The sequence below is a fragment of the Cryobacterium sp. MP_M3 genome (assembly GCF_015752155.1).
Taxonomy (GTDB): Bacteria; Actinomycetota; Actinomycetes; order Actinomycetales; family Microbacteriaceae; genus Cryobacterium.
In genome coordinates, this window is record NZ_JADOVI010000003.1 from 273898 (window position 1) to 298641 (window position 24744).

Sequence of the window (24744 nt, forward strand, 5' to 3'; positions counted from 1 at the left end):
CCTTTTCCTCGGTGCCGATCAATCCCGGCTACTGGCGCCAGTAGGGCGGGTGTGCGCTACACGCACGGTGTCGCGTTCTTCCATTGCATAGCGGGGCTGGTGTAGGTTCCTCCGGGGCCGACCATTTGGACGTACTGGGACCTGTCTCCGTAGGTACTGGTGATGTCCATCCAGCTGAAGGTCTGCATCGTGCCCTGGCTCAGGCTCGTCGGGATCGTCGCGGGCGTGAAATTGGCGTCGCCTCGAACCGTGACCTTGTAGGACCCGGGAACGATGTTGAAGTATCGGAGGCCGAAGTAATACTCATTGCCCGACTTCCGGTCGGCACGGCACAATTCGATGCGTGTCACCGGCGGTGGCGGGTCGCTGACCTGCACCGGGCTGGATGCCGCCACGGGGCCGACTGCCCCGCCGCCGCTGTTGATGGCACGCACCTCGAAGGAGTATTGCCCGGCGCCCTTGCCGGAGACCGACGCCGACGTGGCCGTCGTGTCGTTCCAGCCGCCGGAGTTCAGCTGCCACTGGTAACGCACCGGGCCGCCGCCGGTCTGGGCCGGGGCGTTCCAGCTCATCGTGAGCCTGGCGGGCGCGTTCCCATTGGACGAGATGTCCGGGTTCCGCGGCGCCGTGGGAGCGCCGTAGGGGGTGACCGCCCGGCTCGCGGGCGACGGGGCACCCTCGTCGATGGCGTTGACGGCCGCGACCGTCGCCGTGAATGATTGCCCGTTCGTCGCGGGCAGCACGCAATCGACCCCGGCCGTGCACCCTCTCTCGGTCTTGCCGTCGTAGCGCACGACATAGCCGGTGATCGGCGAGTTGTTCGCGGCCGGCGCGCTGAAGCGAATGGTGACGCGTCCGTCGCCGGCGCTGGCGGACGGCTGCTTGGGGGCGTCGGGAGCGTTGCGGATGACGAGGGTGACCCGTCCCTGGGTTTCTCGCAGGGGGTCTTTGGTGGCGTCCTGGATGCGGTAGACCACGGTGAGGGTGCCGGTCGCACCGGACCCGGTCTTGACGGTCACGCCGGAGGCGGTGTGGCTGAGTGTGGCGGTGCCGACCTGCTGTTCGATGTCGGCCTTGATCACGGTGAGGGGTTTGGCCTCGGCCGAGTACGGGTTGTAGTCGTTGTCGAGCACGGGGATGGGCAGGGTGGTGCCCGGCCGGGTCTCGATGCCTTTCCCGTTCGGGCCGGCGTCGTCCACGGCCTGCGGTTTCGCACGGGTCGAGGACACCACGGTCACGTTCACCGAGCCCGGGATGGTGAATTCCTTGTAGGTGACCGTGAACGAGAGGGTGACCTTGCTGCCGGGCTGCACGCCCAGCGGCGCCGAGACGACGAGGTTCGCCCCGTCGAGGTTGGCTGCGACATCCGTGCTCGACCCGGTCAGGGTCCCGTAGCGGAGCTGCTCGATGACCTGCGGGTTCGGGTGGCCGCTGGAGGCGCGCAGGTTCACGGCCAGGGCCTTCTCGCCGGCCTCGATCGTCACGTTCGGCGGGGTGAACGTGGGCGGCACGTCTTCGGAGTTCGGGTCGCCCACGGTGACCGGGATCGTCAACGTCGCCTGGTTGCCCTTCGGGTCCGCCGCGGAGCTGCCGTCGGTGACGACGAAGGTGACCGACGCCGGACCGCGGAAGTCTTTCTGGGGCACGAAGCCGAGCGTGGTCGGGTCCAGCTGCACCGCGGCCCCGTTGCTGTTGGTCGCCGTCGCCGACACGACCAGCGCGGGCCGGCCCGAGGGCACCTCGACGATGTCGGCCACGGTCCAGGTCTTGGACCCGTTCATCCGCACGAGCTGCTCGGGCAACGGCTTGAGGAACGGCGGCGGGAACGCCTGCTCCTCCACCGGTTTCTTCTTCTCGTTGCCGTCGGGCTTGGCCGGCACGATGATGAACGCGGTGGCGCTGAGATGGTCGATCTCGTTGGTCAACCGGTACGCGATCGCCTGGCGCACGTTCGTCGGCGTCACCGTGACCTTGCCGCCCGGCCCGATCTCACCGGAGGCCGCGTTCGGGCCCTCGAGGCTGACCGTCAGGTCCTCGACCAGGCCGCCCGGGTTCTCGGCCTTGTCGCGCACCGTCAGCGTGACGGTGTCCCTGGCGAGAACCTGCTTCGGCTCGAGGTAATGGTCCGTGGCCGTCGGGTACTGCGCCTTCGCGTCCCGGGTGACCTTCACCTGAACGAACGCGGTCGCCGCCCCGCCATGGCCGTTGCTGATCGCGTAACGGAGCGTGTAGGTGCCCTCAACCTCGGGCGCGTCGACGATGATCCGGCTGCCGTCGACCTTCGCCCGGATGCCCTCAGCCACCTCGGGCAGCTTCTTCGTCAGGGTCAGCTTGTACCCGTTCGGATCGGAGTCGTTGAGCACCACCGGGATCGACCCGGTGCGCCCCGGTTTGATCTCGATCGCATCATCGACCGCGTTCGGCGGCAGCAACGCCACCGGCCGCGGAATCACCCCGATCCGCACCGTCCCCTTCGCCGTGGAACCGAGGGTGTCCTCCACCTCGTAGGTGAACGTGTCCGTGCCGGCCGTGCCGGGGAACGCCTGGTACACGAACGAATCGCTGCCCTGCCGGATGATCCGGCCCAGGCCCGGCGGACTCGTCACCTCCTTCAGGAACACGGAGTCCCCGTCAGGATCGATGCCGTCCAGGGGCACCTTCACCTCGATCGTCGAATCAGCGAAGGTACGCATCGTCAACGGCACCGGCGTCGGCGCCTGGTTGTTCGCCACGTCCGACCCCACCACCGTGAAATGCACCACCGCCGTCGCCGTCTCCAGATACGGGTCGGTGATCGTGTACGCGACACCGAACGCGCCGGGCTCCTTCGGCGCCTGGAACCGCACCTCGTTGCCCGTCACGAACGCCAGCCCGCCCGCGTTCGTCACATCCGCCAACACCGGCACCACGCTCATCGTCGCCGAATCCGGGTGGTAATCATTGGCCAGCACCGGGACACTGACAATGTCCCCCGCCCGCACATTCACCGAATCATCCACCGCCACCGGCGGCTGATGCTTGACCAGCGGCGGCACCGGCACCACCGTGATCCCCGCCGTGGACGTGCCCTGCCCGTCACTGACCGTGTACGTGAACTGCACCTGCTGCGTCAACGCCGCCGACGTCGTCACCCGCAACACCGTGTTGGTCAGGATCTCGACCGTGACCAGGTCGTTGGTCGCGCTCGTGTCCACCGACTGCACCGCCAGCACCCGCCCGGACGGCGACACATCATTGTTCAACACCGGAACCGTCAACGGTTCCCCCGCCCGCAGATACGCGGTGTCCTTGACCGCGATCGGCGGCGACTGCCCGGCCGGGCTCTCCTTCACATCCACCCGGATCAACCCCACACTCGACGTTGCCCCCGCCCCGAGACTGTAGGTGAACACGTAACTGCCGGCCTCCGGCGCCGAGAACGCCACCGTGCCCCGATCCAGGTTCGCCACCGCCGACACCGACCCGGGAACATCCGTCACCCCGATCAAACCCAACGCCGCCCCCGACGGCGACACATCGTTCTTCAACGGTTCGACCAGCACCGTCTCACCCACGAATGTGCTCGCGAAATCGGGCGTGCCCACCGGATTCAACGACCCGGGAGCCTTCACCTCCACCGTGAGCACCCCCGACGCCTGGACGACACCGTCCGACACCACGAACGGCACCTCCTTCACCCCCAACTCCGCCGTCTTGCTCTCGAAAGTCACGAACCCCTCCGGGCCGAACCGCACCCCGTCACCCGTCGTCGGCGACGCACTGACCAGATAGATGTCATCGCCGTCCGGGTCGATCCAGTCGCTGAGCACGTTGTAACTGACCAGCTGACCCTGCTCCACACTGATCGCGCCCGCCCGATGCGACACCGGTGCCAGATTCTGCTCCATCGGACGCACCGTCAGATTCACGCTCGCCTCCGCGACCGCACCCCGCCCATCCGCCACCGTGTACCGGAAACTGACCGTGCCCGCCATCGCCGCCGCCGGTGTGAACTGCAACGCCCGCCCGCCGTCGATGTAGTCCAGCCGTCCCTGCGCCTCCGAAAAACCGTTGGTATTGACCACGGTGAGCACATCACCGTCGGGATCGGTGTCGTTCTCCAACACCGGCAGCACCGTCGTCTTGCCCGGTCGCACCCCGTACTCGTCGTCGTGGGCGAGCGGTGCCCGGTTCTGCGGCGTCCGCTCCGCCAGGGTGTCCTCGAACGATTGCTGCGACGCCTTCTCGTCGCCCTCCTCGGAGTCCTCCTCCTCGGGCGGCGTCACCTCATCCCAATTCTCGACCAGGCGCATATTCGCGTCGACCAGCCACACGTTCCCGTTCGACAGGTTGTTCAACGCGATCACATTCCGGTTCACCCGGAACTCCAGCGTCGACCCCAGAGTCGGCTGCGCGATGGCCTGCGCGCTCGGTTTCTTCCCCGCGCACGCGGCCAGGTAGCGTTGCGCGCCCGCCCACGCCCCGTGCGCACACCCGTCCAGCCACACCGGGTTCGACACCGCCTTCGGATCGGTCACCGCCCGTTCCATCCCCGCCGACACAGCCACCGCCGTGCCGCCTCCCAACGGCACCTCCAGCAGCCCCTCACCCGTCGCCACCACCGCGAACGGGTTCTCCGCGCCGCTTTGTTGCAGCTTCAGCCCTTTCGCCGGCAACACGACCGGCTCGCCGCCGTCGACGATCAGCCGGTTCTTCACCGTGTCGAGGACAACCGCCTTCTCCCCCACCGCGGCCACCTGATGCGCACTCAGCTTCGGCAGGTCCGTGCGGCTGGGCTTGTCACCGGTCCGGGCCAGCGTCACGAGCTGCTTCGTCAACGGGGACGTGCCGAACACCGCGCCCGCCGGAGACACCGCGATATGGGCGCCCTTGCCCAGCTTCATCACCGGATCGGACTTCTTCGGATCGAAATTCAGGTCGCTGCCCGCGTTGATCACCCACACCGCCCCCGAACCGGGTGCCATCACCGCCAGGGTGTCCCCGCCGAACGCGACCTCGGACCCCACCGGCACATCCACCCGCTGGCCCAGCGTCGTGAACGATGCATCCACCCGCTCCAGCGACCCCGCACTCCCGTCGAACAGGAACACGTCGTCGCCGTCCTGGAACACGTCGAACGCGCTCGACGCTGCGTTCACCGAACCGTTCAGCTCCTCGATCTGCCGATTCAGCCGGCCCGCGAGCAGCTGCTTCCCATTCGTCACCCACACATCCCGGGCGCTCAAATCCACATCCGTCACCGGGAAACCCTGATGCAACACCGCAAACGACAACGGCACACCAACGATCACCGCAACAGCCAGCACCGACGCCGTCGCCTTGCGCAGCCGAAACCACGATGCAATGGCCCCCATCGTCGATCCCTCCACGCCGTTCACACCCCGAAACGACCAACCCCGGACCATTCCGCTCACAAAGCTAACACGCGGGCGGCGCATCCAGCAGGACCAGGTCGTCGGCGCTGACCAGGCGGATGGCGATGGCGTACTCGACCAGGCGGCCACGCCTGTTCGTCGCGAGTTTGCCGCGTCCCCCGCGGAGTCCGTCGACGCCGAGCTTGTCGAGCTTCTCGCAGACGTTGTCGAGCTTGCGGTTGAAGGTGGTCATGTTCCAGCCGAGCCGGGCGGCGGCCTCCGCCGAGCTGGGGATCGCTCCGCGCCCGGGGACGGTCTGGCGGAGAACGCCCTCGGCGAGGGCGACGACCAGGAGGCGCTGGCTGCTCGTGAGGGATACCGGCAGGATGGTGGTCGTGCCGGCGTCACTGGACGCCGAGACGGAGGTGTTGAAGTAGTCCTCCTCGGCGTGGATCGTGAAGTCGTAGGTCGTCGACCCCGCGCTGAACATCACATGCATCGTCTGGAAGACGATCGGCAGCTTGGCTCCGGGAGCCAGCCAGGCCTGCACTGTGCCGGTGGTGTCGGACACCGTGGCGGACAGGAGGGTGCCCACGTTGGAGAGCCACCACATCCCGTATTCCTCCGACAGGCGCAGGAAGGTGCGATGGAGGTAGGGGTTGTCGTCGATGGTCAGGTCGGATTCCCGGCCGATCGAGAAGTCGCTGCCGGGCTGGGTCGTGTGCCACTCCCCGCAGTACTCGATCTTGAGGGGCTTCATCGGTTGCAGACTCGGTTCGCCTCGGACAGCTTGCCGTCCTGGCGTTGCAGGTACAGGTCGAGGCAGACCTTCGACCCGGGTGTGACGCCGTCGACGGCGATGTCGCCCGTCGCGCTGATTTTCGGCTGGGAGGGTTCGTCGGCGCGGGCCCACCGGAACACATCGCCCTTCTTCGGGTCGGTGTTGCTCACCGTGAAGGTCACGACCGTGCCGTCGACCGACGTGGCCGTGCCGTCGAGCCTGGGCTGGGGCACCCCGGCCACGAGATTGGCGTCCCCGCCCCCGCCGCTGGTCGCCCGCGGTGTCGGGGCGAGGTCGGGCGACTGGCTTCCGTTGAGCGACACGGCGGCCACGATCGCGCCCACGAGCACCAGGCCGGCCGCGACCGAGATCGCCAGCACCAGGGCACGGCGACGCGCCGGTCGCGGCGGCGGTGCGGCATCCGGCTCGGGGGTCGCGGCGACGCGCCGGGGCCGCAGGACGGTCTCGGTTCCGCCTCCGCCGAGCACCGTGCCCTCCGCCGGGGGCGGCCCGGCCGGATCCGCGGTGGAGTCCGGGTTCGCGGCGGTTCCGCGAGGGTCGATGACCACGGCGCCGCGCACCCGTGTCTGGTCGGCCTCCGCGGGGCCGGACGGGGCCGGTGATTGGGCCCGGTGGGCGGCCGGCTGGGCCGCGATCGTGGTGACCGAGCGGGCGCGTGTTTCGTTCTCGTCGGTGGGGGTGGCACGTTCGTCCGGCCCGGACTGCGGCAGGCGCGGAACCTCGATGCCGGTGGCGGCATAGCCGAGCTCCAGTTCGATCCGCTGCAGGGCCCGGGCGAAGTCGACGGCCGTCGCGTAGCGGTTGCCGGGGCTGGTTGCCATCCCCTTGGCCAGCACAGCGGTCAGCGACCTGGGCACGTCGTCCCGGCCGATCGGGGTGATCGCCCCGCGTTCGATCCGGCCGATCAGGTCGAGGGTGCCGTTGGAACGCCCACGGATCTCGAACGGCGTCTGGCCGGCCAGCAGGGTGTGGATCGTCGCGGCCAGGGAGAACACGTCGCTGCGCACATCCGGCTTCGGGTCGTCCTCGAACATCTCCGCCGGTGACCAGGGCACGCTCATCCCGACCGATTGGCCGTCGCTCGTGCCGGTGCCCTCGCGGGCCGCGCCGGTGCCGCCGGCGCCAACGGGAAACGGGCCGCTCTGGGTCTGCACGGGGAGGTCGTCCTCGAGGCTGGACGAGATGCCGAAGTCGGTGAGGGCCGGCCAGCCGAAGTCGTTGGTGAGCACGTTGGCCGGTTTGATGTCCCGGTGCAGGATTCCGGCGCCGTGGGCCGTTGCCACCGCGCCGGCAAGCCGCACGCCTGTGCGCAGCGCGTCTTCGACGGTGAATCGCTCGCGCTTGTACCGTTCGGCCAGGCTCGGCCCAGAGCAGTGCTCCATCACGAAATAGGGCCGGCCGTCCCCGGCGACCCCGGCGTGGTAGATGGTGACGATGTACGGATGCGTCGACAGCTGCGCCATCAGGTTCGCCTCATCGACGAACCGGGCCCTGGTGGCCGGGCCCAGCTGCTCGGTCAGGAGGACCTTGACGGCCACCCGGCGCCGCGGCAGCCGCTGCTGGTAGAGGAAGACGTCCGAGAACCCGCCCGAGCCCAGCGTGCTGATGAAGTCGTAGCCGGGCAGCTCGGGTGGCATCGACGTGGCGCGCGGCATCAGCTCTCGCCCGCGTCCTGGCCGACGGCGAGCGTCACGCCGCCGCCGAGGTCGACGACGGTGCCGACGATGACCGAGGTCGACTCTCCGCCGCGCAGTTTCTGGGGTGGCTTGCCCGGCAACACGATGATGGTGCCGTTCCGGGAGTGGAGGTCGGTGACGACGACGGTGTCGCCCTCCACGGTGATGCGCACGTGGTTGCGGGAGATGTCCTGGTCGGCTCCGCCGAGGCTGACCAGCCGTGGGACCTGGCCGCCGGAGACTTTGTTCACGCCCGGCGCCCGGCCGACCACGATCGGCTGGCCCAGCGGCTCGCGAACACCGTTCGGGAGGAGCAGGTACAGGGCCGGCTGCGCAGCCACGGCGGCGGCGTCCGGCAGGGGCCGGGAACGTCGCCGGGAGTCGCGGAGTGTGCGGATGTCCCCGCTCATCACGGTGAGTCCGTCGTGCCTGCCGGGGTCAGCGGCATCCCCGCCGGCGTCGTTGTCGTCAGCGTCGGCATCGACAGCGACGGCTGGTTCCGCACCGTCCTCCGCGGGGCGCACCGCGGCCTGCTCGACCCCGCGCATCATGGTGACTCCGAAGAGGTGGTCGTAGCCCTGCCCCGGGGCGGGCCCGACCACATCCGCTGCGGGTGTCGGTGCCGGGCCAACGCCGCCGCTCCGGACGACGGCGATCGTCTGGTCGGTGATCGTTTCCTCGGCGATGGTCGCCTCGGCGCGAATCGGCACGGCGTGAACCGGCGCGGAAACCGTCGCCGGTGTGCCGGCGCGCTCGGCGACCGGGAACGGCGCGGCGGTCGACGTGGACAGGGAGATCCGCCGCGCACGCACGATGCCGGACGACAACGGCAGGGCAGGCAGCGACGGCAGCGACGGCAGCGGATCACCGTGCTCCCCGCATTCCGCGGTGATCTCCGTGATGGCGGAGAACGGCTGTTCCCGCCAGGTGGACACGCCGAGGCCGGAGATCTCGGCGTCGCCGTGCTCCCCGGTCAGGCGCAGCGACACGTCGCCGCGCAGGATCGCCCGGCCCGTGAAGCCTGGCCGGGCGGAGACCTCCCAGGTCAGCAAGGCGAACGGCGGCGTGGCGAACAGGCCGGCCGACGTCAGTCCGTCGAGGATTCCCTGCGCCCCGCCGTCCAGGCTCGACCAGAGTCGACCGACGGCGTCAAGAGAACCGTCCGTCCGCACGACGAGGAGGCAGCCGGGCCGTGTTGCGGCCAGCCACTCCCCCGACTCATCGCTGCAATACGAGAGCATTGTTCCTCACCCCTGGCTTCGCGGCCTCGTGTCCTCGTGATGGTCCCCTGCCCCGGGCATCCGATCCTGCGTGTTCTCGTCGTCCGGATGCTGCGCCCCCGTTTCCAGGTCGCCCAGCACCGATTCGACATATACGACCGTAACGTTATCGTGGCCCCCGTGGGCCACCGCTGCGTCAACGAGAACCTCGGCCATGGACCGCCCGGCCTCGGACGTCTCGTCGTGGGCCGCCAGCAGCCGGGCGATCTCGGCGTTGCCCAGTTCCTTGGTAAGGCCGTCGGAGCAGACAAGAAAGGAATGGCGGCCGGACGCCGGCAACAGCCAGACGTCGGCGTCGACGAATTCGTCTGCCCCGATCGCTCGTGTGATCACGTTGCGTTCCGGATGCTGTTCCGCGGACTCTGCGGTGATCAACCCGGCGTCCACCATCTCCTGCACGGCCGAGTGGTCGACGCTGAGTTGGGCCAGGGTGCGGCCGTCCCAGGTGTAGACCCGCGAATCGCCGATGTTGAAGGCCATCCAGTGAAACCCGACGTCGTCGCCGGCGTCCACGAACGCCACCCCGGCCAGGGTCGTGCCGGACACGGCGGTGCCGAAGTCGTCGACGGCGCTGAGGTCCCGCACCGCATCGTTCGACGAGTGGATGGCGTCGAGGATGCGCTCCGGCGTCGACGGCGCGCCGCGTTCGATGTGCTCGTCGAACACCCGAGCGACTGTCTGGCTGGCGACGTCGCCATGCGCGTGGCCGCCCATCCCGTCGGCGACGAGGAAGACCGGCGCCTGCGCCATGAAGCTGTCCTCGTTGACCTTGCGCTCTCGTCCGACGTCGCTGTGGGCGCTGAACGAGAACCGCACCCGGGTGGAGGGCAGCGTCATGTCGAACTCGCCAGGTTGGGACACGGGCACTCCAGTGTTCGGTTCGTCGCGTCGATGGGCCGCGGACGCGCCACCGACGGCGACGAGCTTCCACCGTACCAACTCCGAGGGGCCCGCCGGGCCGCAGCCCGCCCCTGCGGGGGCCGGCTACTCCTCGACGGGCTGCGGGATCTCCTCGGCCAGGGTGTGGCCGCGCTTCCTGGCGTCGCTGGAGGCCTTGATCACGCTGGCCACGGTGGCGACGGCCATCGACACGACGATCACGCCGAGCGACGTCCAGGTGTCGATCTCCGGCGCCCAGGCGACTCCGTCGCCGCCGTTGATGAACGCGACCTCGTTGGTGTGCAAGGCGTGCATGACGAGCTTGACCCCGATGAAGAAGAGGATGAAAGCGATCCCGTACTTGAGGTATTCGAGCCGCTCGAGCAGCCCGCCGAGCAGGAAGTAAAGCTGACGCAGCCCCATCAGCGCGAACACGTTCGCGGTGAACACGATGAACGGGCTGGTCGTGATGCCGAAGATCGCCGGGATCGAGTCGAGCGCGAAGACCAGGTCCGTGGTGCCGATCGCCAGGAGCACGATCAGCATCGGGGTGAAGATCTTGCGCCCGTCGACCACGGTGCGCAGCTTGGAACCGTTGAAATCCGGGGAGATCCGCATCCGCTTCCGCAGCAGGCGAATCAGGCCGTTTTCGGCCTCGTCCTCCTCCGGGTCCTTCGCAACCGCCTGGTGCACGGCCGTGTAGAGCAGGAAGGCGCCGAAGATGTAGAAGATCCAGCTGAAGTTCTCGATCAGCTGGGCGCCGAGCAGGATGAAAATGCCGCGCAGCACGAGCGCGATGATGATGCCCACCATCAGCACCTCCTGCTGGTACTTCCTGGGCACCTGGAACCTGGCCATGATGATCACGAAGACGAACAAGTTGTCGATGCTCAGGCTGTACTCGGTCAGCCAGCCGGCCAGGAACTGGCCCGCATGCTCGGCATCGGCCAGCACGAGCATGAGCAGGGCGAAGACGAGCGCGAGCCCCACGTAGAACGCCACCCAGAGGGTCGCCTCCCGCATCGACGGCACGTGCGGCCGCTTGTAAACGATCAGCAGGTCCGCGACCAGGATCAGCGTGAGGATGACGAGGGCGCCGATTTCAAACCAGAGCGGGAGAGCAAGATCCATGCGGGGGGAAGCCTTTCACTGACGGGATGCTGAGAGCAGCACGAAACCCGAAAGTCTCTCCCGTACCTGTCGGTACCACCGTGCCCGGGGCCGCGATGCTGAGGCCCGTGTTGACGATCACGGCATAGGGCGAAGAATCTCAGCCCAGAGGGATACTCCCTTTCACTCGGTGAAGTCTACCGGCATGCTCCCCCCGACCGGGGACGCATCCGTGCCCGCGGAGTACAAAAAAACTCCCCCGGCGAACCGGAGGAGCTTGTCATGGTGACCCCAGCGGGATTCGAACCCGCGTTACCGCCGTGAGAGGGCGATGTCCTAGGCCGCTAAACGATGGGGCCGTTTTTGCAACTTTCAGAGTATGCCACATGGAACGGGCCGAGGCCAAACCGAGCGGCTCAGGCGTGCACGAGCAGGGCGCCGGGCACGACGTCGAGTTGCACGGGGAGACGACCGATCCGCTCGCCGTCCCCGTAGGCGACCACGTCGTCCGCGTCGATCCATACGCTCCGGCAGCGGCTGAGTTCGACCTGGGGCAACCCGGTATGCGTTCCGGAGAATACTTTCGGGAACACCCGAAGCAGGCCCAGCCGGGACAGGGGCGTGACGATGAACAGGTCGAGCAGCCCGTCGTCGAGCAGTGCGCCGGGGGCGATTCGCATGCCGCCGCCGATCGAGGTGTTGTTCGCCACCGAGATCAGCATGGCCCGGACGGTGCGTTCGGCGCCGTCCACGGTCAGCCGGTAGGACATCGGGCGGAAGGTCGCGAGCACGAGCAGCATGGCGAGCGTGTACCGGCTCTTGCCGCGCGGGCGCCGCATCCGGTTGGCCCGGTCGTTGACCACGGCGTCGAAGCCGGCCGAGACGACGCCGGCGCACCAGCTGGTGCGTCCTTCGGCCCGCACCCGGATCGCGTCGATCGCCCGCGGCGGGCGGGCGAGCGCGTCGAGGAGGTGACGGATGGCGGCCTCCGTGTCGTCGAGCGGGATGCCCAGCCCGCGAGCGAGGTCGTTGCCCGTGCCGGTCGGCACGATCGCCAGGCCGATCGGCGTGCCGGCAACGAGGTTCGTGGCCAGGCTCACCATCCCGTCGCCGCCGACCACGACGAGGACGTCCACCCCGGGCACGAGTTCGGCTGCCACCTCGGTGCGGAGCAGGTCGAAATTGACTTCACTGCGCGCGGTGACGGTGTGGCCGGCCGCGACCAGAGCTGCTTCAACCGCGGGGCCGACGTCCGCACGGCGTCCGAAGGAGGCGTAGGCGTTGACGGCGACGATGATTCGCAGGGAAGGAGCGGGCATGGTGCCAGCGTACGGGGACGCCCCGGCACACCGGGCTCCCGGCCCTGCCGACCCGCCGTGTCCTGGCTTGCACGGCGTCTCGAATGGGTATTAGCTCGGGGGCATGAAGCTGACCAAACTGGAGCACGCCGCCCTGATCGTCGACGTGGCCGGCCGAAAGCTGTACATCGACCCCGGTTCGTTCACCACCGCCCTCACCGACACGGCCAATACGGATGCCGTCGTGATCACCCACGAGCACCCTGACCACTGGACGCCCGAGCAGCTCGACCGCATCCTGGAATTCAGCCCCGACGCCAGGATCTTCGGTCCGGCCGGGGTCGCCGCGGCAGCCGCAGGTTACCCTGTCACAGTCGTCGCGGCCGGCGACGAGGTCGAGGTCGGTCCCTTCCGGTTGCGCTTCTTCGGCCAGAAGCACGCGGTCATCCACGAGTCGATCCCGGTGATCGACAACGTCGGGGTGCTGGTCAACGAGGAGCTCTACTACGCCGGCGACGCGTTCACGATCCCGTCCGGAGTGGACGTGCGCACCCTGGCCGTCCCGGCGAACGCCCCCTGGCTCAAGATCAGCGAGGTCATCGACTACGTGCTCGCGCTCAAGCCCCGGCGCAGCTTCCCCACCCACGAGATGCTGCTCTCCCGGGCCGGCAAGGAGCTCTCGAACACCCGGATCCGCTCCGCCACCGAGCAGAACGGTGGCGAGTTCTTCCCTCTCGAGCCGAACGAGTCCCTCGACCTCTGAGCATGTGAACGCGTCGGCAGCATCCGCTCGCCGTCGGCACGGTGAGCGTGGATCGAACTGCCGGGGCGCGCACAGCCCGCTCCCAGCCGGTTCGTCCTGCGTGCAGCTACTGTAAATTTATTGTCTCTGCACAACCCTCTCGACGAAGGATCCCCGCATCATGAGCGTTCCCGTGCTTTCGGCCCAGAACATAGGCAAGTCCTATGGGAGCGGCGCGAACCGTTTCGACGCGCTCAAGGGGGTGTCCCTGGACATCCAGGCCGGTGAATCCGTCGCCATCGTCGGCAAGAGCGGATCGGGCAAGTCCACGCTGATGCACCTGCTCGCGCTGCTCGACGACCCGGACAGCGGCACACTCCTGGTCGAGGGCACCGATGCCAGGAAGCTCAGGGGCAAGGAGGTGAACCGGCTGCGCAACCAGGACTTCGGTTTCGTCTTCCAGCAGTTCTTCCTCACCGCCAACGCGACGGTGCTCGACAACGTCGTGCTGCCGCTGAAGATCGCCGGGGTGCCGCCCCGCGAGCGCAAGGCCCGCGGCATGGCCGCCCTCGAACAGCTCGAACTCGCCGACAAGGCGAAGAACAAGGCGATCAACCTCTCCGGCGGGCAGAAGCAGCGGGCCGTCATCGCCCGCGCCCTCGTCAACAACCCGAAGGTGATCTTCGCCGACGAACCGACGGGCAACCTCGACACGGCGACGGGGGCCGTGGTCGAGGACATCCTCTTCGCCCTCAACAAGGACAAGGGCATCACGCTCATCATCGTCACCCACGACATCGAACTCGCCGCGCGTTGCGACCGCCAGATCTTCATCCGCGACGGCCTCGAGGACACCACCGAATCCGGAGCCCCGCGCAAGAGGCACGCCGGAGCACACGCAGGAGCACACGCATGAAGTTCATTGACATCGTCAAGACCGCGATCGCGAACAGCTTCCGTAGCAAACTCCGCACCGGCCTGACCGTGATCGCGATCTTCATCGGCGCCTTCACCCTCACCATCACCAGCGGCATCGGCACCGGCGTCACCAGCTACATCGACACCCAGGTCTCCGCGATCGGCGCGGCCGACGTGCTGACGGTCTCCAAGTCGGCCGACTCCACTTCGTCCACCACCGACGGCCCGGCGGCCTACGACCCGACCAAGGCGACCACCGTGAGCCTCGGCAACGGATCACGACCGGGAACGACCATCCAGGCGCTCACCGCCAAGGACCTCACCAAAATCGAGAAGACCCCGGGCATCCTGGGCGTCGACCCCTCGGTGCGGGTGACCCCCGACTACATCGAGTACGACGGCAAGGGCAAGTTCGAGATCATCGTCAACGCCACGGCCACGCTCACCAAGGCCGATCTCGCCGCCGGAAGCCAACTGAGCAATGCGAGCACGACAGATCAGATCCTCCTTCCGACGACGTACCTGAAGAACCTCGGGTTCACGAACGCGAAGGCGGCCGTCGGGCAGACGGTCTCGATCGGGATCACCGACTACACGGGCGCGCAGCAGGAAGTCAAGGCCACCGTCGTCGGCGTTCAGAACGAGACGATCCTCGGCGTCGGCGCAGGCCTCAACCAGGCGTTGACCGACACCCTCCACGCCATCGAGGTGACCGGGGCCCCGGCGGGCGCCACCGACAGCTACGCGACGGCCACCGCGCACTTCGATGTCGCGAGCACGCCGGCCGAGATCACCACCATCAAGGACGACCTCGCCAAGCAGGGCTATGCGTCGCAGACCGTCGCCGACCAGATCGGCTCCTTCCAGACCGTGATCAACGTCATCATCGGCGTGCTCAACTCGTTCGCCGTGATCGCACTGATCGCGGCCGGTTTCGGCATCATCAACACCCTGCTGATGAGCGTGCAGGAGCGCACCCGGGAGATCGGCCTGATGAAGGCCATGGGCATGAACGGCGGTCGCGTCTACACCCTGTTCAGCACCGAAGCCGTCTTCATCGGCTTCCTCGGCAGCGCCCTCGGCGCCCTGGCCGCAGTCGGCGTCGGCTCGCTGGTCAGCAACATCCTCGCCAACGGTGTGTTCTCCGCCCTCCCCGGCCTGCAGGTCGTGCAATTCGCCCCGAGCTCTATCGCCATCATCATCGGAGTCGTCATGCTGATCGCGTTCCTCGCCGGCACCCTCCCGGCGCGCGCCGCCGCCCGGCAGAACCCGATCGACGCCCTGCGGTACGAGTAGAGGTCGTATGACGAGCAAGCCGACCCTCGACGACGGGTTGCGCGCCCGCAAGCGCGCGGCCACCCAGGCCGGGCTGGAGCAGGCGGCCCTGGCGCTGGCACTCGAGCACGGCTACGAGAACGTCACGGTGGACATGATCTGCGACGCGGGGATGGTCTCGCAGCGCACGTTCTTCAACTACTTCGGCACGAAGGAGGGTGCCTTCCTGGGTACCCCTCCCCCGATGCCGGCGGATGCCGAGCTCGCCCGTTTCGTGCGGGGCGGCGGCGCCGACGTCCTCGGTGATCTCGTCGGGCTGATCACGGCCGCACTCGTCGACCAGGAGCCCGACCCCGGCATCCTCCGGTCACGGCGGATGCTGATCGAACGCACCCCCGAGCTGCTGGGCCGGGAGAACACCCGCATCACCGAGCTCGAGGAGAGCCTCACCCTGCTGGTGCTGGAGCGCTTCCGCACCCAGGGCCGCAGCGAGGAGTTCACCCCGGGCCTCGAGGACGAGGCCCGGATGGCGGTCACCCTGGCCGGCAGCGTGATGCGTTTCTCGATGCAGAAGTGGTTCACCGGCGGCTTCACGGGCAGTCCGGGCGAGCTTCTCCGTCACTCGATCGCGTTGGCGCGCCGGATCGCCGCCGCCGGGAACGAGGCTCCGCCGAGCTGACCTCGGTCAGGCCGTGACGAGCTCGCGCCAGTCGGCCAGTTCCAGGCCGTGCGCCTCGGACACCGAGCTGTTGGTGACCCTCCCGGCGGCGACGTTCAGGCCCAGGGCGAGGGCCGAATCGCGCTCGCAGGCGACCTTGACGCCGAGGTTGGCCAGGGCCACGCCGTAGCGGAGGGTGACGTTGGTCAGCGCGTAGGTGGACGTGTTCGGCACCGCGCCGGGCATGTTGGCCACGCAGTAGAAGATCGACTCGTGCACGGTGTAGGTGGGGTTCTCGTGCGTGGTCGGGCGGGTGTCGGCGAAGCAGCCGCCCTGGTCGACGGCGATGTCGACCAGCACCGAGCCGGGCTTCATCCGCGCGACCAGCGCGTTGGTGACCAGCTTCGGGGCCTTGGCGCCCGGAATCAGGACCGATCCGATCACCAGGTCAGCGTCGATCACGGCCCGCTCCACCTCGTAGGAATTCGAGGCGACCGTCTTCAGCCGGCCCTGGTACTGGCCGTCGAGCTGGCGGAGGCGGTCGATGTTGATGTCGAGGATGGTCACGTCGGCTCCGAGCCCCAGGGCCATCGCGGCAGCGTTCGTTCCGGCGACGCCGGCTCCGAGCACGACGACCTTCGCGGGGCGCACCCCGGGCACGCCGCCGAGCAGCACGCCCTTCCCGCCGGCGGGGGCCATCAGCGACTGCGCGCCCACCTGCACGGAGAGCCGCCCGGCGACCTCGCTCATCGGCGCGAGCAGGGGCAGCCCGCGGGCGGGGGTCTGCACGGTTTCGTAGGCGATCGCGGTGACTCCCGCCTCGACCAGGGCAGCGGTGAGCTCGGGCTCAGCGGCCAGGTGGAGGTAGGTGAAGAGAACGAGGCCCTCACGGAAGCGGTGGTATTCCGCGGCGACGGGTTCCTTGACCTTCATGACCATGTCGGAGCGGGCCCAGAGGGCGTCGGCGGAGTCGACCAGCTCGGCGCCGGCGACGCGGTACTCCTCGTCGCTGATCTGCGAACCGACTCCGGCCCCGGTTTCGACGAGCACCGTGTGACCGTTGGCCAGGAACTCGTGCACGCCGGAGGCGGTGATGGCGACGCGGTACTCGTTGTTCTTGATTTCCTTGGGTACACCGATGATCATGGCCGACTCCGTTGCTGGTTGGTACTCGTGAAAGGGTCCGCCGGCGTGCCTCGTGCGACGATGCCGGCGGCGGGGTCAAGACTAGGGGCCGCGATCACGGCGGGCCCGGAGAGCCAGGCCGGGTCGCGGGGCATCCGCCGGCCGCGAGGGAGGGCGAGCGGGGCATCCGAATGCCGCCGGCCCGCCCCACCGGTCGGCTTTTCCGCTACCTTTCAGGGGTTTTGCTCTCAAGCCGGCCCAACCCCGCCCGCCCGCCCAGGCGCGAGGCGGCAGAGCCGCCCGAACGCCGCAGGGATTTGTCACTCGACACATGTCGAGTCTCGGCTCGTCAATCGTCGCCGGATGTCCGAAACGATCCCCGGCTGGCGCTTAGCATTGAGCCCATGAAGACGGCGGAGATCGAAGAGCTCGTCGAGACGCTTGCCGCTGGTCTGGACCGCGCCCTGTCGCTCGAGGACCTCGACGGCGGCCTCGTCGCCTACAGCCGTGACCAGCCGCTCGCCGACAGCGTGCGAGTCAACTTCCTGCTCAGCAAGAAAGTGCCGGCCGACGTGAGCGCGTGGCAGCTGCGGCATGGCATCGCCGCTGCGGTGCGACCGGTCGTCGTGCCGGCCAATGCGGAACTGGGGATGCTCGGCAGGGTGTGCGTTCCCCTGCTGGTGCGCGGTTTCCGGGTCGGCTACCTGTGGGCCCTGCAGGGATCGCAGGACGAGTCGCCGGCGGCGATCCTCGGGGAACTGCCGGCCGTGCGCACCCAGCTCGACCGGCTCGCCGAACTGCTGCTCGACACGAACACGGCGGAATCCGAGCACCGGAGGCAGCGCGAGGCGCTGTTCCTGGCCGCCTGCGCCGCCGATCCCGTGGCCGTCGACGAAATCGCGGACTGGCCGCAGATCCACGCCACCGGGCCCTGGCATGTCGCGACCCTGATCGACAGGCCGGCCGACGATCGGGAGGGCGGCGCCCTGCTGCATCGGATCGCCGCCCTGCAGGCCACAGTCGGCATCGACGCGGCCAGGTTCAGCGCCGGCACCGACACGCACGCCGTCGTGCTGCTGCGCGACTCCCCCGGCAAGCTGGTGCACACCGAGGTCCTCACCCGGTACGGGGCCGAGATCGCTCGCCGCGGCGCGCCGCCCGCCTGCCCCGACCTGATGGGGGTCAGCGAGGCCTTCCACGACCTGCGGCGCCTGCCGGAGGCCTACGCCCAGTCCCGCAAGGCGGTGCAGGCGGCCGCCGTCGACGGCCGGCTCGGCGCCGTCGTCGACTACCGCCGGATCGGCGTGTACCAGTTCCTCGCTGCAGCCAGCCGCAACCTGGCCCCCGTCGAGTCCGTCTACTTCACCGAGCTCCAGGACTTCGACGCCAACCGAGAGCTCCTGCCCATGCTGGAGTTGCTCTACGACACCGACGGGTCGGTGCAGGACGTCGCCACCGCCCTGCACCTGCACCGCAGCAGCATCTACAACCGGCTGGCGAGGATCCGCTCCCTGATCGGCGCCGACCCGCTGGGCGGGCAGGTGCGACTGGAACTGCACCTGGCGATGAAGGCCGACCGCTGGTCGCGGCGGCCCCGGATCTGACGAAGCCGGCCGGCCGGGTCAGCGGCGGCGTTCAACGGCACCGTTCGCCGGAGGCGGTCAGCGAACGAGCGCGGCCTTCTCCGACTCGGCCTCGGCCTTCCACTCCTCGACCCGAGCCTGCTGCAGGGGTGCCTTGCGGTTGACGAACCAGGCGATGCCGAGGGCCAGGAACCAGATCGGGGCGACGACGAGTGCGAGGCGGGTGTCGTCGGCCTGGCCGAGGGCCCAGAGCATAAACGCGAAGAACGCCAGCACCACCCACGGCATGAACCGGGCACCGGGCATCTTGTACTTCGACGCGGCGTGCAGGTGGGGACGGCGCCGGAGGAACGCCAAGTAGCTGACCATGATGATCGACCAGACGAACATGGTCAGCACCGACGCCACGGAGGTGACAAGGGTGAAGGCTCCCATGAATGAATCCCCCGTGTACAGCAGCACGACTCCGGCGAGCAGGAAGATGCAGGAGAACAGCAGTGCGTTCTGGGGAACCCGGCGGCTGCTCAACCTGCCGAAGGAGCGCGGCGCGTTGCCGTCCTGGGCGAGTCCGTAGACCATCCGCGAGGTCGAGTAGATGCCGGAGTTGGCGCTGGACGCAGCGGAGGTGAGCACGACCAGGTTGATGACGATGGCCGCGATGCCGAGGCCCGCCAGGGCGAACATGCCGATGAAGGGACTGCTGCCCGGGTCGATCGTGCGCCACGGGTTGACGGCCATGATGATGACCAGCGCGCCCACGTAGAAGAGGAGCAGCCGCACCGGGATGGTGTTGATGGCGCGCGGAAGGTTCGTCTCCGGGTCCTTCGTCTCCGCGGCCGCGGTGCCGACGAGTTCGATTCCGGCGAAGGCGAAAATGGCGATCTGGAAGCCGAGCACGAAGCCGGCGACGCCGTGGGGGAACATCCCGCCGTCGTTCCAGATGTTCTCCAGGCCCGCGACGGCGCCGGAGGGCGAGGTGAAGCGGGTGGCGATCATGACGATGCCGGTGACGATGAGGGCGAGGATGGCGAGCACCTTGACCAGGGCGAACCAGAACTCGGCCTCGCCGAAGGCCTTCACACTGGGCAGGTTGAGCAGGATCAGCACGACGGGAGTGAGCAGCGCGGGGATCCAGAGCGGCGTGCCCGGGGCCAGGACGTCGACATAGCCGGAGATCGCCACGATGTCGGCGACCCCGGTGACGACCCAGAACGCCCAGTACGACCAGCCGGTGAAGAAGCTCGCCCACGGGCCGAGCAGGTCGCCGGCGAAGTCGCTGAAGGACTTGTAGTCGAGGTTGGAGAGCAGGATCTCGCCCATCGCCCGCATCACGAAGAAGAGGATGAAGCCGATGATCGCGTAGACGAAGACGACGGCCGGCCCGGCGAGGGAGATGGTCTTGCCTGCCCCCATGAACAGGCCGGTTCCGATGGTCCCGCCGATGGCGAGCATCTGGATGTGGCGGCGGCTCAGCGACCTGGCGAGCGGCGGGTCCAGGTGCGGGGCTGTGGCCGAGCCGACGGGGCTCGCAGCCCCGATTCGCGTGGTCCCGGCGCCGGTGGCGCCTGCCGCGTTGTTCTGATCAGACATGGGTCTTCTTTCCTCATCACGGCACAGACGCAGCCGCTCAGCGGACGACCACGTCAACCGCGCTGGGGCCTTCACGAACGTGACGACCGGGACAACTCGGAACTGAAGTTGCAACACTAAGGGCACAATCACGGGCGGCGGGGCGGGTGTCCGCGCGTGACCCGAACGAGGGGGTTCACTTCGGTGCGCTCACCTGCCCCAGGCGAACCGGTGCTCGACAGCTGTCGACTGTTCGTCGCAGAACGGGCGACCACTGTTCTGCTTCGGCGCCCGGAGATCGCACACCCCCCTTTCGCGGCAATCAGCCCGCACCTTATTGACAGTCCGACAATACCCTGAATATTCTGCATCGCGGGCGATACCGAAGTCGCCAGCACACTCATGTGTCAAGGAGGATCCATGAAGTTCAAGAAACTCACGCAGTCCAGGCCAGGTCGCATCACCCTCGCGGTCATCCCCGTCACACTCGTCATGGGAGTACTGATGACGGGCGTCGCGCAGGGCGCCGTGCCCGTCGCGTTCGCGGTGTCGGGCAGCCAGTTCCAGATCGGTGCCAGCAAGCTCGACGGGACCGGCTTCTCACAGTATGCGGGCGTTGCCGTGCAGGCTGACGGCAAGACCATGCATCCGGTCGCGATCGCCAATATCGACTCGGCCTCGCTGACCGACCTGTGCCAGTCGGTCGTCACCGTGACGCCGCTGGGCACTCTCGGTCTGCTCATCAACGCGGGCGGCGGGGGCAACCCGGCCCAGGCCAGTGCCCTGCAGCTCGGGATGACGGACCTCCAGGGTGACGCGACGTTCACCAACATCCGGATCGGTGTCGACGCTTCCAAGGTCAACACCGCCGCCAAGGGCACCGCGGGCGACTTCGCCCAGGACGCCGACCACATCACGATCAACGGTCTCAAGCAGACGGCCTGGAGCACCCAGGCAGGCACGTTCGCCCTGAACGGCCTGCACATGCAGATCACCAACGGAACGAAGTGCTTCTAGCGCGACGCCCCTGAAGTCACTCCGTTCGCCGGGGTGCCGGCCCGCCCTGTGGCGGGCCGGCACCTGCGGCGCTCCACCACCACAGCAAAGGAACCAATCGGGTGAACATTCTTCGACGCGCGACGACGATGGCGGCAGCAGCAGGCCCGGATGAACCCGGCGCCGGTTCCAGGTTCGGACGGTGGTACCGGACCCGGCCGGCCATCGGCGGCCTGCTGATAATCGCCGCAGGAATCGAGATGCTGTTCTCCGGGCAACTGGATCTCGGCAACATCCGCATCCAGGTGGGCATTGAGGGGATGCAGGCGATGATCCTGCCGGTCGCGCTGGTCACCCTCGGCGTGCTCATCCTCGCGATGCCGGCCCACCGCATGTTCTACGGAGTCATGTCCCTCACGTTCTCGATCTACGCCCTCGTCGGCGTCAACCTGGGCGGGTTCTTCATCGGAACCCTCCTCGGTCTCGTCGGCGGGGTCATGGCCGTGTCCTGGATACCGCGGCGCACTCCGGTCGCCGGCTCCCCCGAACCCGCCGGCGAGGCTGCCGAGCACGATCCGGTCGGGCTCGCTCTGCTCGATCTGGAATTCCCGGCCTTCCTCTCCCCTTCGGAGTCGGATGCCGAGCCTTCGACGCCGGTGCCGACCGGCCGGGTCGCGGGGATGCGGGCCGCGTCCCTCCTCGCCCGGGTGTCGGCTTCCCCGGCCCGCCGGCGGCAGGGCCATGCCCTCGTCATCGTCGCGCTCGCGGTGCTTCTCGGTGCGTCATCCGCCGGGCTCGCGGCAGGCCCGTCCTTCGCGGACCCCAGCGTCACGACCCCGGCCCCGGCTGCGCCGGAGCCGCAGGTCTCGACACCGGCTCCGACGGCGGACCCCGCGCCGACGCCCACGCCGACGGCGACTCCGGCGCCGACGCCGACTCCGACGCCCGCGCAAGCCCCCGATGCGACCACGCCGCCGCCGGCTACCCCGCCTGTTTCTCCATCGGCCGCAGTGCCCGCCGCAGCGCCGGACGCAGCGCCGGACGCCGATGCCCCGGTCGCCGCAATCCCAGCGGCCCGGCTCCGCAGCGCATCCGTCACCCTCGAGGGGGCGCGTTACATCGGCACAGTGGCGGTCACCCTCGCGGACGGCTCGACGAGAACCGCGCTCAAGATCACCGCGGCCCGGGTCGGGCTTGATGCCTTCTCACTCGATTCGACCGATCCCGCGGTCCGGATTCCCGGCACGACCGCGACCCAGGTCATCCTGGGCGGACCCGTGACGATGTACTGCACCTCGCTCTCCGGAACCCTCGCCGACGGCACCCCGGTCGTCTTCGACCCGGCGACTCCGCCGCCGCTTGATGTCGACCTTCCGTCGCTCACCGGCGCGACCGTGGGGCTCCTCACAGTGGCGAGCGCGACCGCGGCGCTGACCGGCGCCGTCGTGTCCGCCCCCTGACCGGCAGGGGCAACACTCGAGCGCGCCGGAACTCCTGGCCGGCGATCCTGCCGACGGCGCTCGTCCGGCGAAAATCTCCCCGATCTGTCACCCTTTCTGGGGGGCACGGGAGGTCCTCCTTTAAGGGGACATCAGCGCTAGATTGCCTCTGCGCTACTGAACTCGACGCCGGGGTGACACAACTGGGGTGATGTGATCGCATCGCCGCAGCATTGCCACGCTTCCCTTCGCGAGACGCGCGGAAAGGAACGGACACCGACGTGAATCGCATCGTGGTAGTCGAAGACGAGCCCATGCTCGGCCGGCTGCTCGGCCGCGTCCTCGGCGGCGCCGGCTACACGGTCACGGTGGTGGGCACGGCGGTCGATGCCTTGACGGCGATCCGCACGGTAGACCCGAACCTGATCATCCTGGACCTCATACTGCCGGACGGACGCGGCGAGGACGTCCTCGCCGAGCTGATGCGATTCCGTCCGTCGAGTCGGGTACTGGTGCTGTCCTCCATGACGCAGGTGGCAACCAGGGTCGGCGTCCTGAATGGCGGTGCGGTGGATTTCCTGGCCAAACCGTTCGCGAACGCCGAGCTGGTGGCCCGGGTCAATACGCGCATCCGAACGCCCGCATCGTCGCAGGAATTGACCGCGACCGTGGGCCGCTACCTCCGCGGCGCCGGCGTCGAGATCGATCTGCAGCAACGGGAGCTCGTGGTCGACGGACGCCGAATCTCGTTGACGCAACGGGAGTTCATGCTGCTTCTCTATCTCCTCCAGCGGGCGCCTGAGCCGTGCACCCGCGCTGAGCTGCTCGAGCGGGTCTGGGGGACGAGATTCGACACCGGCACGAACGTCGTCGACGTGTGCGTGCGCCGGCTGCGGTGGAAGCTGTCAAGCGAGAAGATTGAAACGGTGCGCAATGTCGGATATCGGATCACGGCCTAAGGCAGTCCTCGTCGCCGTATGGGCGGTGTTCGCGGGGGTGAACGTCTACCTCACCTTCGCGCTGCCCGGTAGGGAGACCATCCCCTACCACCTCGTCTGGGCCAGTTTCGCACTGCTCTACGGACTGTGCCCGTGGCCCCGGCGGGCCACCCTGGTCGTCTTCACCGTGATTACGGCAGTCACCGGGGTCGCGCTGGTCCGTCACGCGCTGGCGGGGACCATCGGATGGGAGGAATGCAGCGAGATCGTCCTGATGAGCGGCATCATCTCGTTGTTGATCTGGCACGTGAACCGGCAGTGGACCGCGCAGGCCCGGCTGCGGGCATTGCAGCAGGCCGACCGTCACCGCAGCGAACAGCGGGAGAACGCCGCCCGGTTCGGTTCGCACGAGGTGCGCACCCGGCTGACCATCGCCAGGGGCTACGCGCAACTCATCGCCGACCACTCGGCAGAGCCCACCGTGCGCGACGACGCCGAGTTGGTGGTGGCCGAACTCGTCAAGGCGTCCGCGTTGGCGACCAACCTGCTCACGCTGGTCCGGGTCGCGGAGCCGTCGGCCCACGAGCCGGTCGACGTCGACCGGATGCTGGCCGAGGTCCTGCGCCGTTGGTCGGTGACGGCCGACCGCACCTGGAGCACACAGAGCGCCGTCGGCACAGTGCAGGGCGACAGCGAGCGGCTCGAGGCAGTACTGGATTGCCTGCTCGAGAACGCGGTCCGATTCACCGGTCCTGGAGACTCGATCGCGATGACGGCGGACGTCCAGGGCGACGAGCTGGTGCTGACCGTCCGGGACACCGGGGCCGGCATCCCCGCCGCCGACCTGGACACCGTGTTCGAGATCTTCCGGACCGCGTCCACCGCAGGCGAGCGGGCCGGCAGCGGGCTGGGCCTGGCCATCGTCAAGGCCGCCACGGAAGCCCGTGGCGGCACCGTCTCGGTGGTCAGCTCACTGGGTAGCGGGGCCGCCTTCACCGTGCGACTGCCGGCACGGATGTCGCGGCCCGCCGCGCTCGGAGACAGCGCCTACGACTCGGCTGACGGTGATCCTCTCGGTGATCTGATCGGCAGCCGCAGCTGA

The 24744-nt window shown here is 68.5% G+C and carries 18 protein-coding genes and 1 tRNA gene; 9 read left to right on the plus strand and 10 right to left on the minus strand.

All coding sequences use genetic code 11. The annotated features are described in order from the left end of the window. Positions 1–56 precede the first annotated feature (56 nt). The 8 genes from IWX89_RS05930 to IWX89_RS05965 all read right to left on the minus strand — a co-directional run bounded on the left by IWX89_RS05930 (position 57) and on the right by IWX89_RS05965 (position 12420). Entirely contained in the window at positions 57–5354 is a 5298-nt protein-coding gene (locus tag IWX89_RS05930) for an Ig-like domain-containing protein (RefSeq protein WP_196902623.1), read from the minus strand. Positions 5355–5418: 64 nt separating this feature from the next. After that, positions 5419–6114, minus strand: a complete 696-nt coding sequence (locus IWX89_RS05935; RefSeq protein WP_196902624.1) for a hypothetical protein — start codon at positions 6112–6114, stop codon at positions 5419–5421. Then, positions 6111–7811 carry a serine/threonine-protein kinase gene (locus IWX89_RS05940; protein WP_196902625.1) on the minus strand — a complete coding sequence of 567 codons (1701 nt, stop codon included), beginning with the start codon at positions 7809–7811 and terminating at the stop codon, positions 6111–6113. Before IWX89_RS05940 ends, IWX89_RS05935 begins: the two co-directional genes overlap by 4 nt. Then, positions 7811–9073 carry an FHA domain-containing protein gene (locus IWX89_RS05945; protein ID WP_196902626.1) on the minus strand — a complete coding sequence of 421 codons (1263 nt, stop codon included), beginning with the start codon at positions 9071–9073 and terminating at the stop codon, positions 7811–7813. Before IWX89_RS05945 ends, IWX89_RS05940 begins: the two co-directional genes overlap by 1 nt. A 6-nt stretch (positions 9074–9079) precedes the next feature. After that, a complete protein-coding gene (locus IWX89_RS05950; RefSeq protein ID WP_307836439.1) occupies positions 9080–9973 on the minus strand; it encodes a protein phosphatase 2C domain-containing protein in 894 nt (297 codons plus the stop codon). A 123-nt stretch (positions 9974–10096) separates the two neighbouring features. Continuing rightward, on the minus strand, positions 10097–11122 hold the full coding sequence (locus IWX89_RS05955; protein ID WP_196902627.1) for a TerC family protein: 1026 nt from the start codon (positions 11120–11122) through the stop codon (positions 10097–10099). A 262-nt stretch (positions 11123–11384) separates the two neighbouring features. Continuing rightward, positions 11385–11460, minus strand: a tRNA-Glu gene (locus tag IWX89_RS05960). Between the two features lie 57 nt (positions 11461–11517). Beyond that, positions 11518–12420, minus strand: coding sequence for a diacylglycerol kinase family protein (locus tag IWX89_RS05965; RefSeq protein WP_196902628.1), 903 nt, complete (start codon positions 12418–12420; stop codon positions 11518–11520). A gap of 103 nt (positions 12421–12523) precedes the next feature. Between IWX89_RS05965 and IWX89_RS05970 the strand changes: the two genes are divergently transcribed. The 4 genes from IWX89_RS05970 (at position 12524) to IWX89_RS05985 (ending at position 16013) form a co-directional block, all read left to right on the plus strand. After that, positions 12524–13162: an MBL fold metallo-hydrolase gene (locus IWX89_RS05970; RefSeq protein ID WP_196902629.1), complete on the plus strand. Its 639-nt coding sequence runs from the start codon at positions 12524–12526 to the stop codon at positions 13160–13162. Positions 13163–13322: 160 nt separating this feature from the next. Beyond that, the gene (locus tag IWX89_RS05975) at positions 13323–14057 is read left to right on the plus strand and encodes an ABC transporter ATP-binding protein (protein ID WP_196902630.1); all 735 of its coding nucleotides are present in this window, start codon (positions 13323–13325) and stop codon (positions 14055–14057) included. Further along, positions 14054–15355, plus strand: coding sequence for an ABC transporter permease (locus IWX89_RS05980; RefSeq protein ID WP_196902631.1), 1302 nt, complete (start codon positions 14054–14056; stop codon positions 15353–15355). Before IWX89_RS05975 ends, IWX89_RS05980 begins: the two co-directional genes overlap by 4 nt. A 7-nt stretch (positions 15356–15362) precedes the next feature. Further along, positions 15363–16013 carry a TetR/AcrR family transcriptional regulator gene (locus IWX89_RS05985; RefSeq protein WP_196902632.1) on the plus strand — a complete coding sequence of 217 codons (651 nt, stop codon included), beginning with the start codon at positions 15363–15365 and terminating at the stop codon, positions 16011–16013. A gap of 6 nt (positions 16014–16019) precedes the next feature. Here IWX89_RS05985 and ald read toward each other — a convergent pair whose 3' ends face one another. Beyond that, positions 16020–17138, minus strand: a complete 1119-nt coding sequence (ald, locus tag IWX89_RS05990) for an alanine dehydrogenase (protein ID WP_196902633.1) — start codon at positions 17136–17138, stop codon at positions 16020–16022. A 383-nt stretch (positions 17139–17521) separates the two neighbouring features. Here ald and IWX89_RS05995 point away from each other — a divergent pair, with 383 nt between their 5' ends. Further along, positions 17522–18721, plus strand: coding sequence for a CdaR family transcriptional regulator (locus IWX89_RS05995; RefSeq protein ID WP_196902634.1), 1200 nt, complete (start codon positions 17522–17524; stop codon positions 18719–18721). 57 nt (positions 18722–18778) lie between these two features. Here the strand turns inward: IWX89_RS05995 and IWX89_RS06000 are convergent, their stop codons facing one another. Next, on the minus strand, positions 18779–20290 hold the full coding sequence (locus IWX89_RS06000; protein WP_196902635.1) for an amino acid permease: 1512 nt from the start codon (positions 20288–20290) through the stop codon (positions 18779–18781). Between the two features lie 399 nt (positions 20291–20689). On the opposite strand from IWX89_RS06000, the gene IWX89_RS06005 reads away from it, so the two are divergent. The 4 genes from IWX89_RS06005 (at position 20690) to IWX89_RS06020 (ending at position 24744) form a co-directional block, all read left to right on the plus strand. Then, a complete protein-coding gene (locus tag IWX89_RS06005; RefSeq protein ID WP_134505942.1) occupies positions 20690–21286 on the plus strand; it encodes a DUF6230 family protein in 597 nt (198 codons plus the stop codon). A gap of 101 nt (positions 21287–21387) precedes the next feature. Further along, positions 21388–22725, plus strand: coding sequence for a DUF6114 domain-containing protein (locus IWX89_RS06010; RefSeq protein WP_196902636.1), 1338 nt, complete (start codon positions 21388–21390; stop codon positions 22723–22725). Positions 22726–22985: 260 nt separating this feature from the next. Further along, complete coding sequence (locus IWX89_RS06015; RefSeq protein WP_196902637.1) at positions 22986–23663, plus strand: response regulator transcription factor; 678 nt, start codon at positions 22986–22988, stop codon at positions 23661–23663. After that, positions 23638–24744, plus strand: a complete 1107-nt coding sequence (locus IWX89_RS06020) for a sensor histidine kinase KdpD (RefSeq protein ID WP_196902638.1) — start codon at positions 23638–23640, stop codon at positions 24742–24744. Before IWX89_RS06015 ends, IWX89_RS06020 begins: the two co-directional genes overlap by 26 nt.

What these genes read in the sequence shown, in the direction of transcription:
- IWX89_RS05930 (WP_196902623.1), bottom strand. Translation starts at nt 5,354, where the DNA reads ATGGGGGCCATTGCATCGTGGTTTCGGCTGCGCAAGGCGACGGCGTCG.
- IWX89_RS05935 (WP_196902624.1), bottom strand. Translation starts at nt 6,114, where the DNA reads ATGAAGCCCCTCAAGATCGAGTACTGCGGGGAGTGGCACACGACCCAG.
- IWX89_RS05940 (WP_196902625.1), bottom strand. Translation starts at nt 7,811, where the DNA reads ATGCCGCGCGCCACGTCGATGCCACCCGAGCTGCCCGGCTACGACTTC.
- IWX89_RS05945 (WP_196902626.1), bottom strand. Translation starts at nt 9,073, where the DNA reads ATGCTCTCGTATTGCAGCGATGAGTCGGGGGAGTGGCTGGCCGCAACA.
- IWX89_RS05955 (WP_196902627.1), bottom strand. Translation starts at nt 11,122, where the DNA reads ATGGATCTTGCTCTCCCGCTCTGGTTTGAAATCGGCGCCCTCGTCATC.
- IWX89_RS05965 (WP_196902628.1), bottom strand. Translation starts at nt 12,420, where the DNA reads ATGCCCGCTCCTTCCCTGCGAATCATCGTCGCCGTCAACGCCTACGCC.
- IWX89_RS05970 (WP_196902629.1), top strand. Translation starts at nt 12,524, where the DNA reads ATGAAGCTGACCAAACTGGAGCACGCCGCCCTGATCGTCGACGTGGCC.
- IWX89_RS05975 (WP_196902630.1), top strand. Translation starts at nt 13,323, where the DNA reads ATGAGCGTTCCCGTGCTTTCGGCCCAGAACATAGGCAAGTCCTATGGG.
- IWX89_RS05980 (WP_196902631.1), top strand. Translation starts at nt 14,054, where the DNA reads ATGAAGTTCATTGACATCGTCAAGACCGCGATCGCGAACAGCTTCCGT.
- IWX89_RS05985 (WP_196902632.1), top strand. Translation starts at nt 15,363, where the DNA reads ATGACGAGCAAGCCGACCCTCGACGACGGGTTGCGCGCCCGCAAGCGC.
- ald (WP_196902633.1), bottom strand. Translation starts at nt 17,138, where the DNA reads ATGATCATCGGTGTACCCAAGGAAATCAAGAACAACGAGTACCGCGTC.
- IWX89_RS05995 (WP_196902634.1), top strand. Translation starts at nt 17,522, where the DNA reads ATGAAGACGGCGGAGATCGAAGAGCTCGTCGAGACGCTTGCCGCTGGT.
- IWX89_RS06000 (WP_196902635.1), bottom strand. Translation starts at nt 20,290, where the DNA reads ATGTCTGATCAGAACAACGCGGCAGGCGCCACCGGCGCCGGGACCACG.
- IWX89_RS06005 (WP_134505942.1), top strand. Translation starts at nt 20,690, where the DNA reads ATGAAGTTCAAGAAACTCACGCAGTCCAGGCCAGGTCGCATCACCCTC.
- IWX89_RS06020 (WP_196902638.1), top strand. Translation starts at nt 23,638, where the DNA reads ATGTCGGATATCGGATCACGGCCTAAGGCAGTCCTCGTCGCCGTATGG.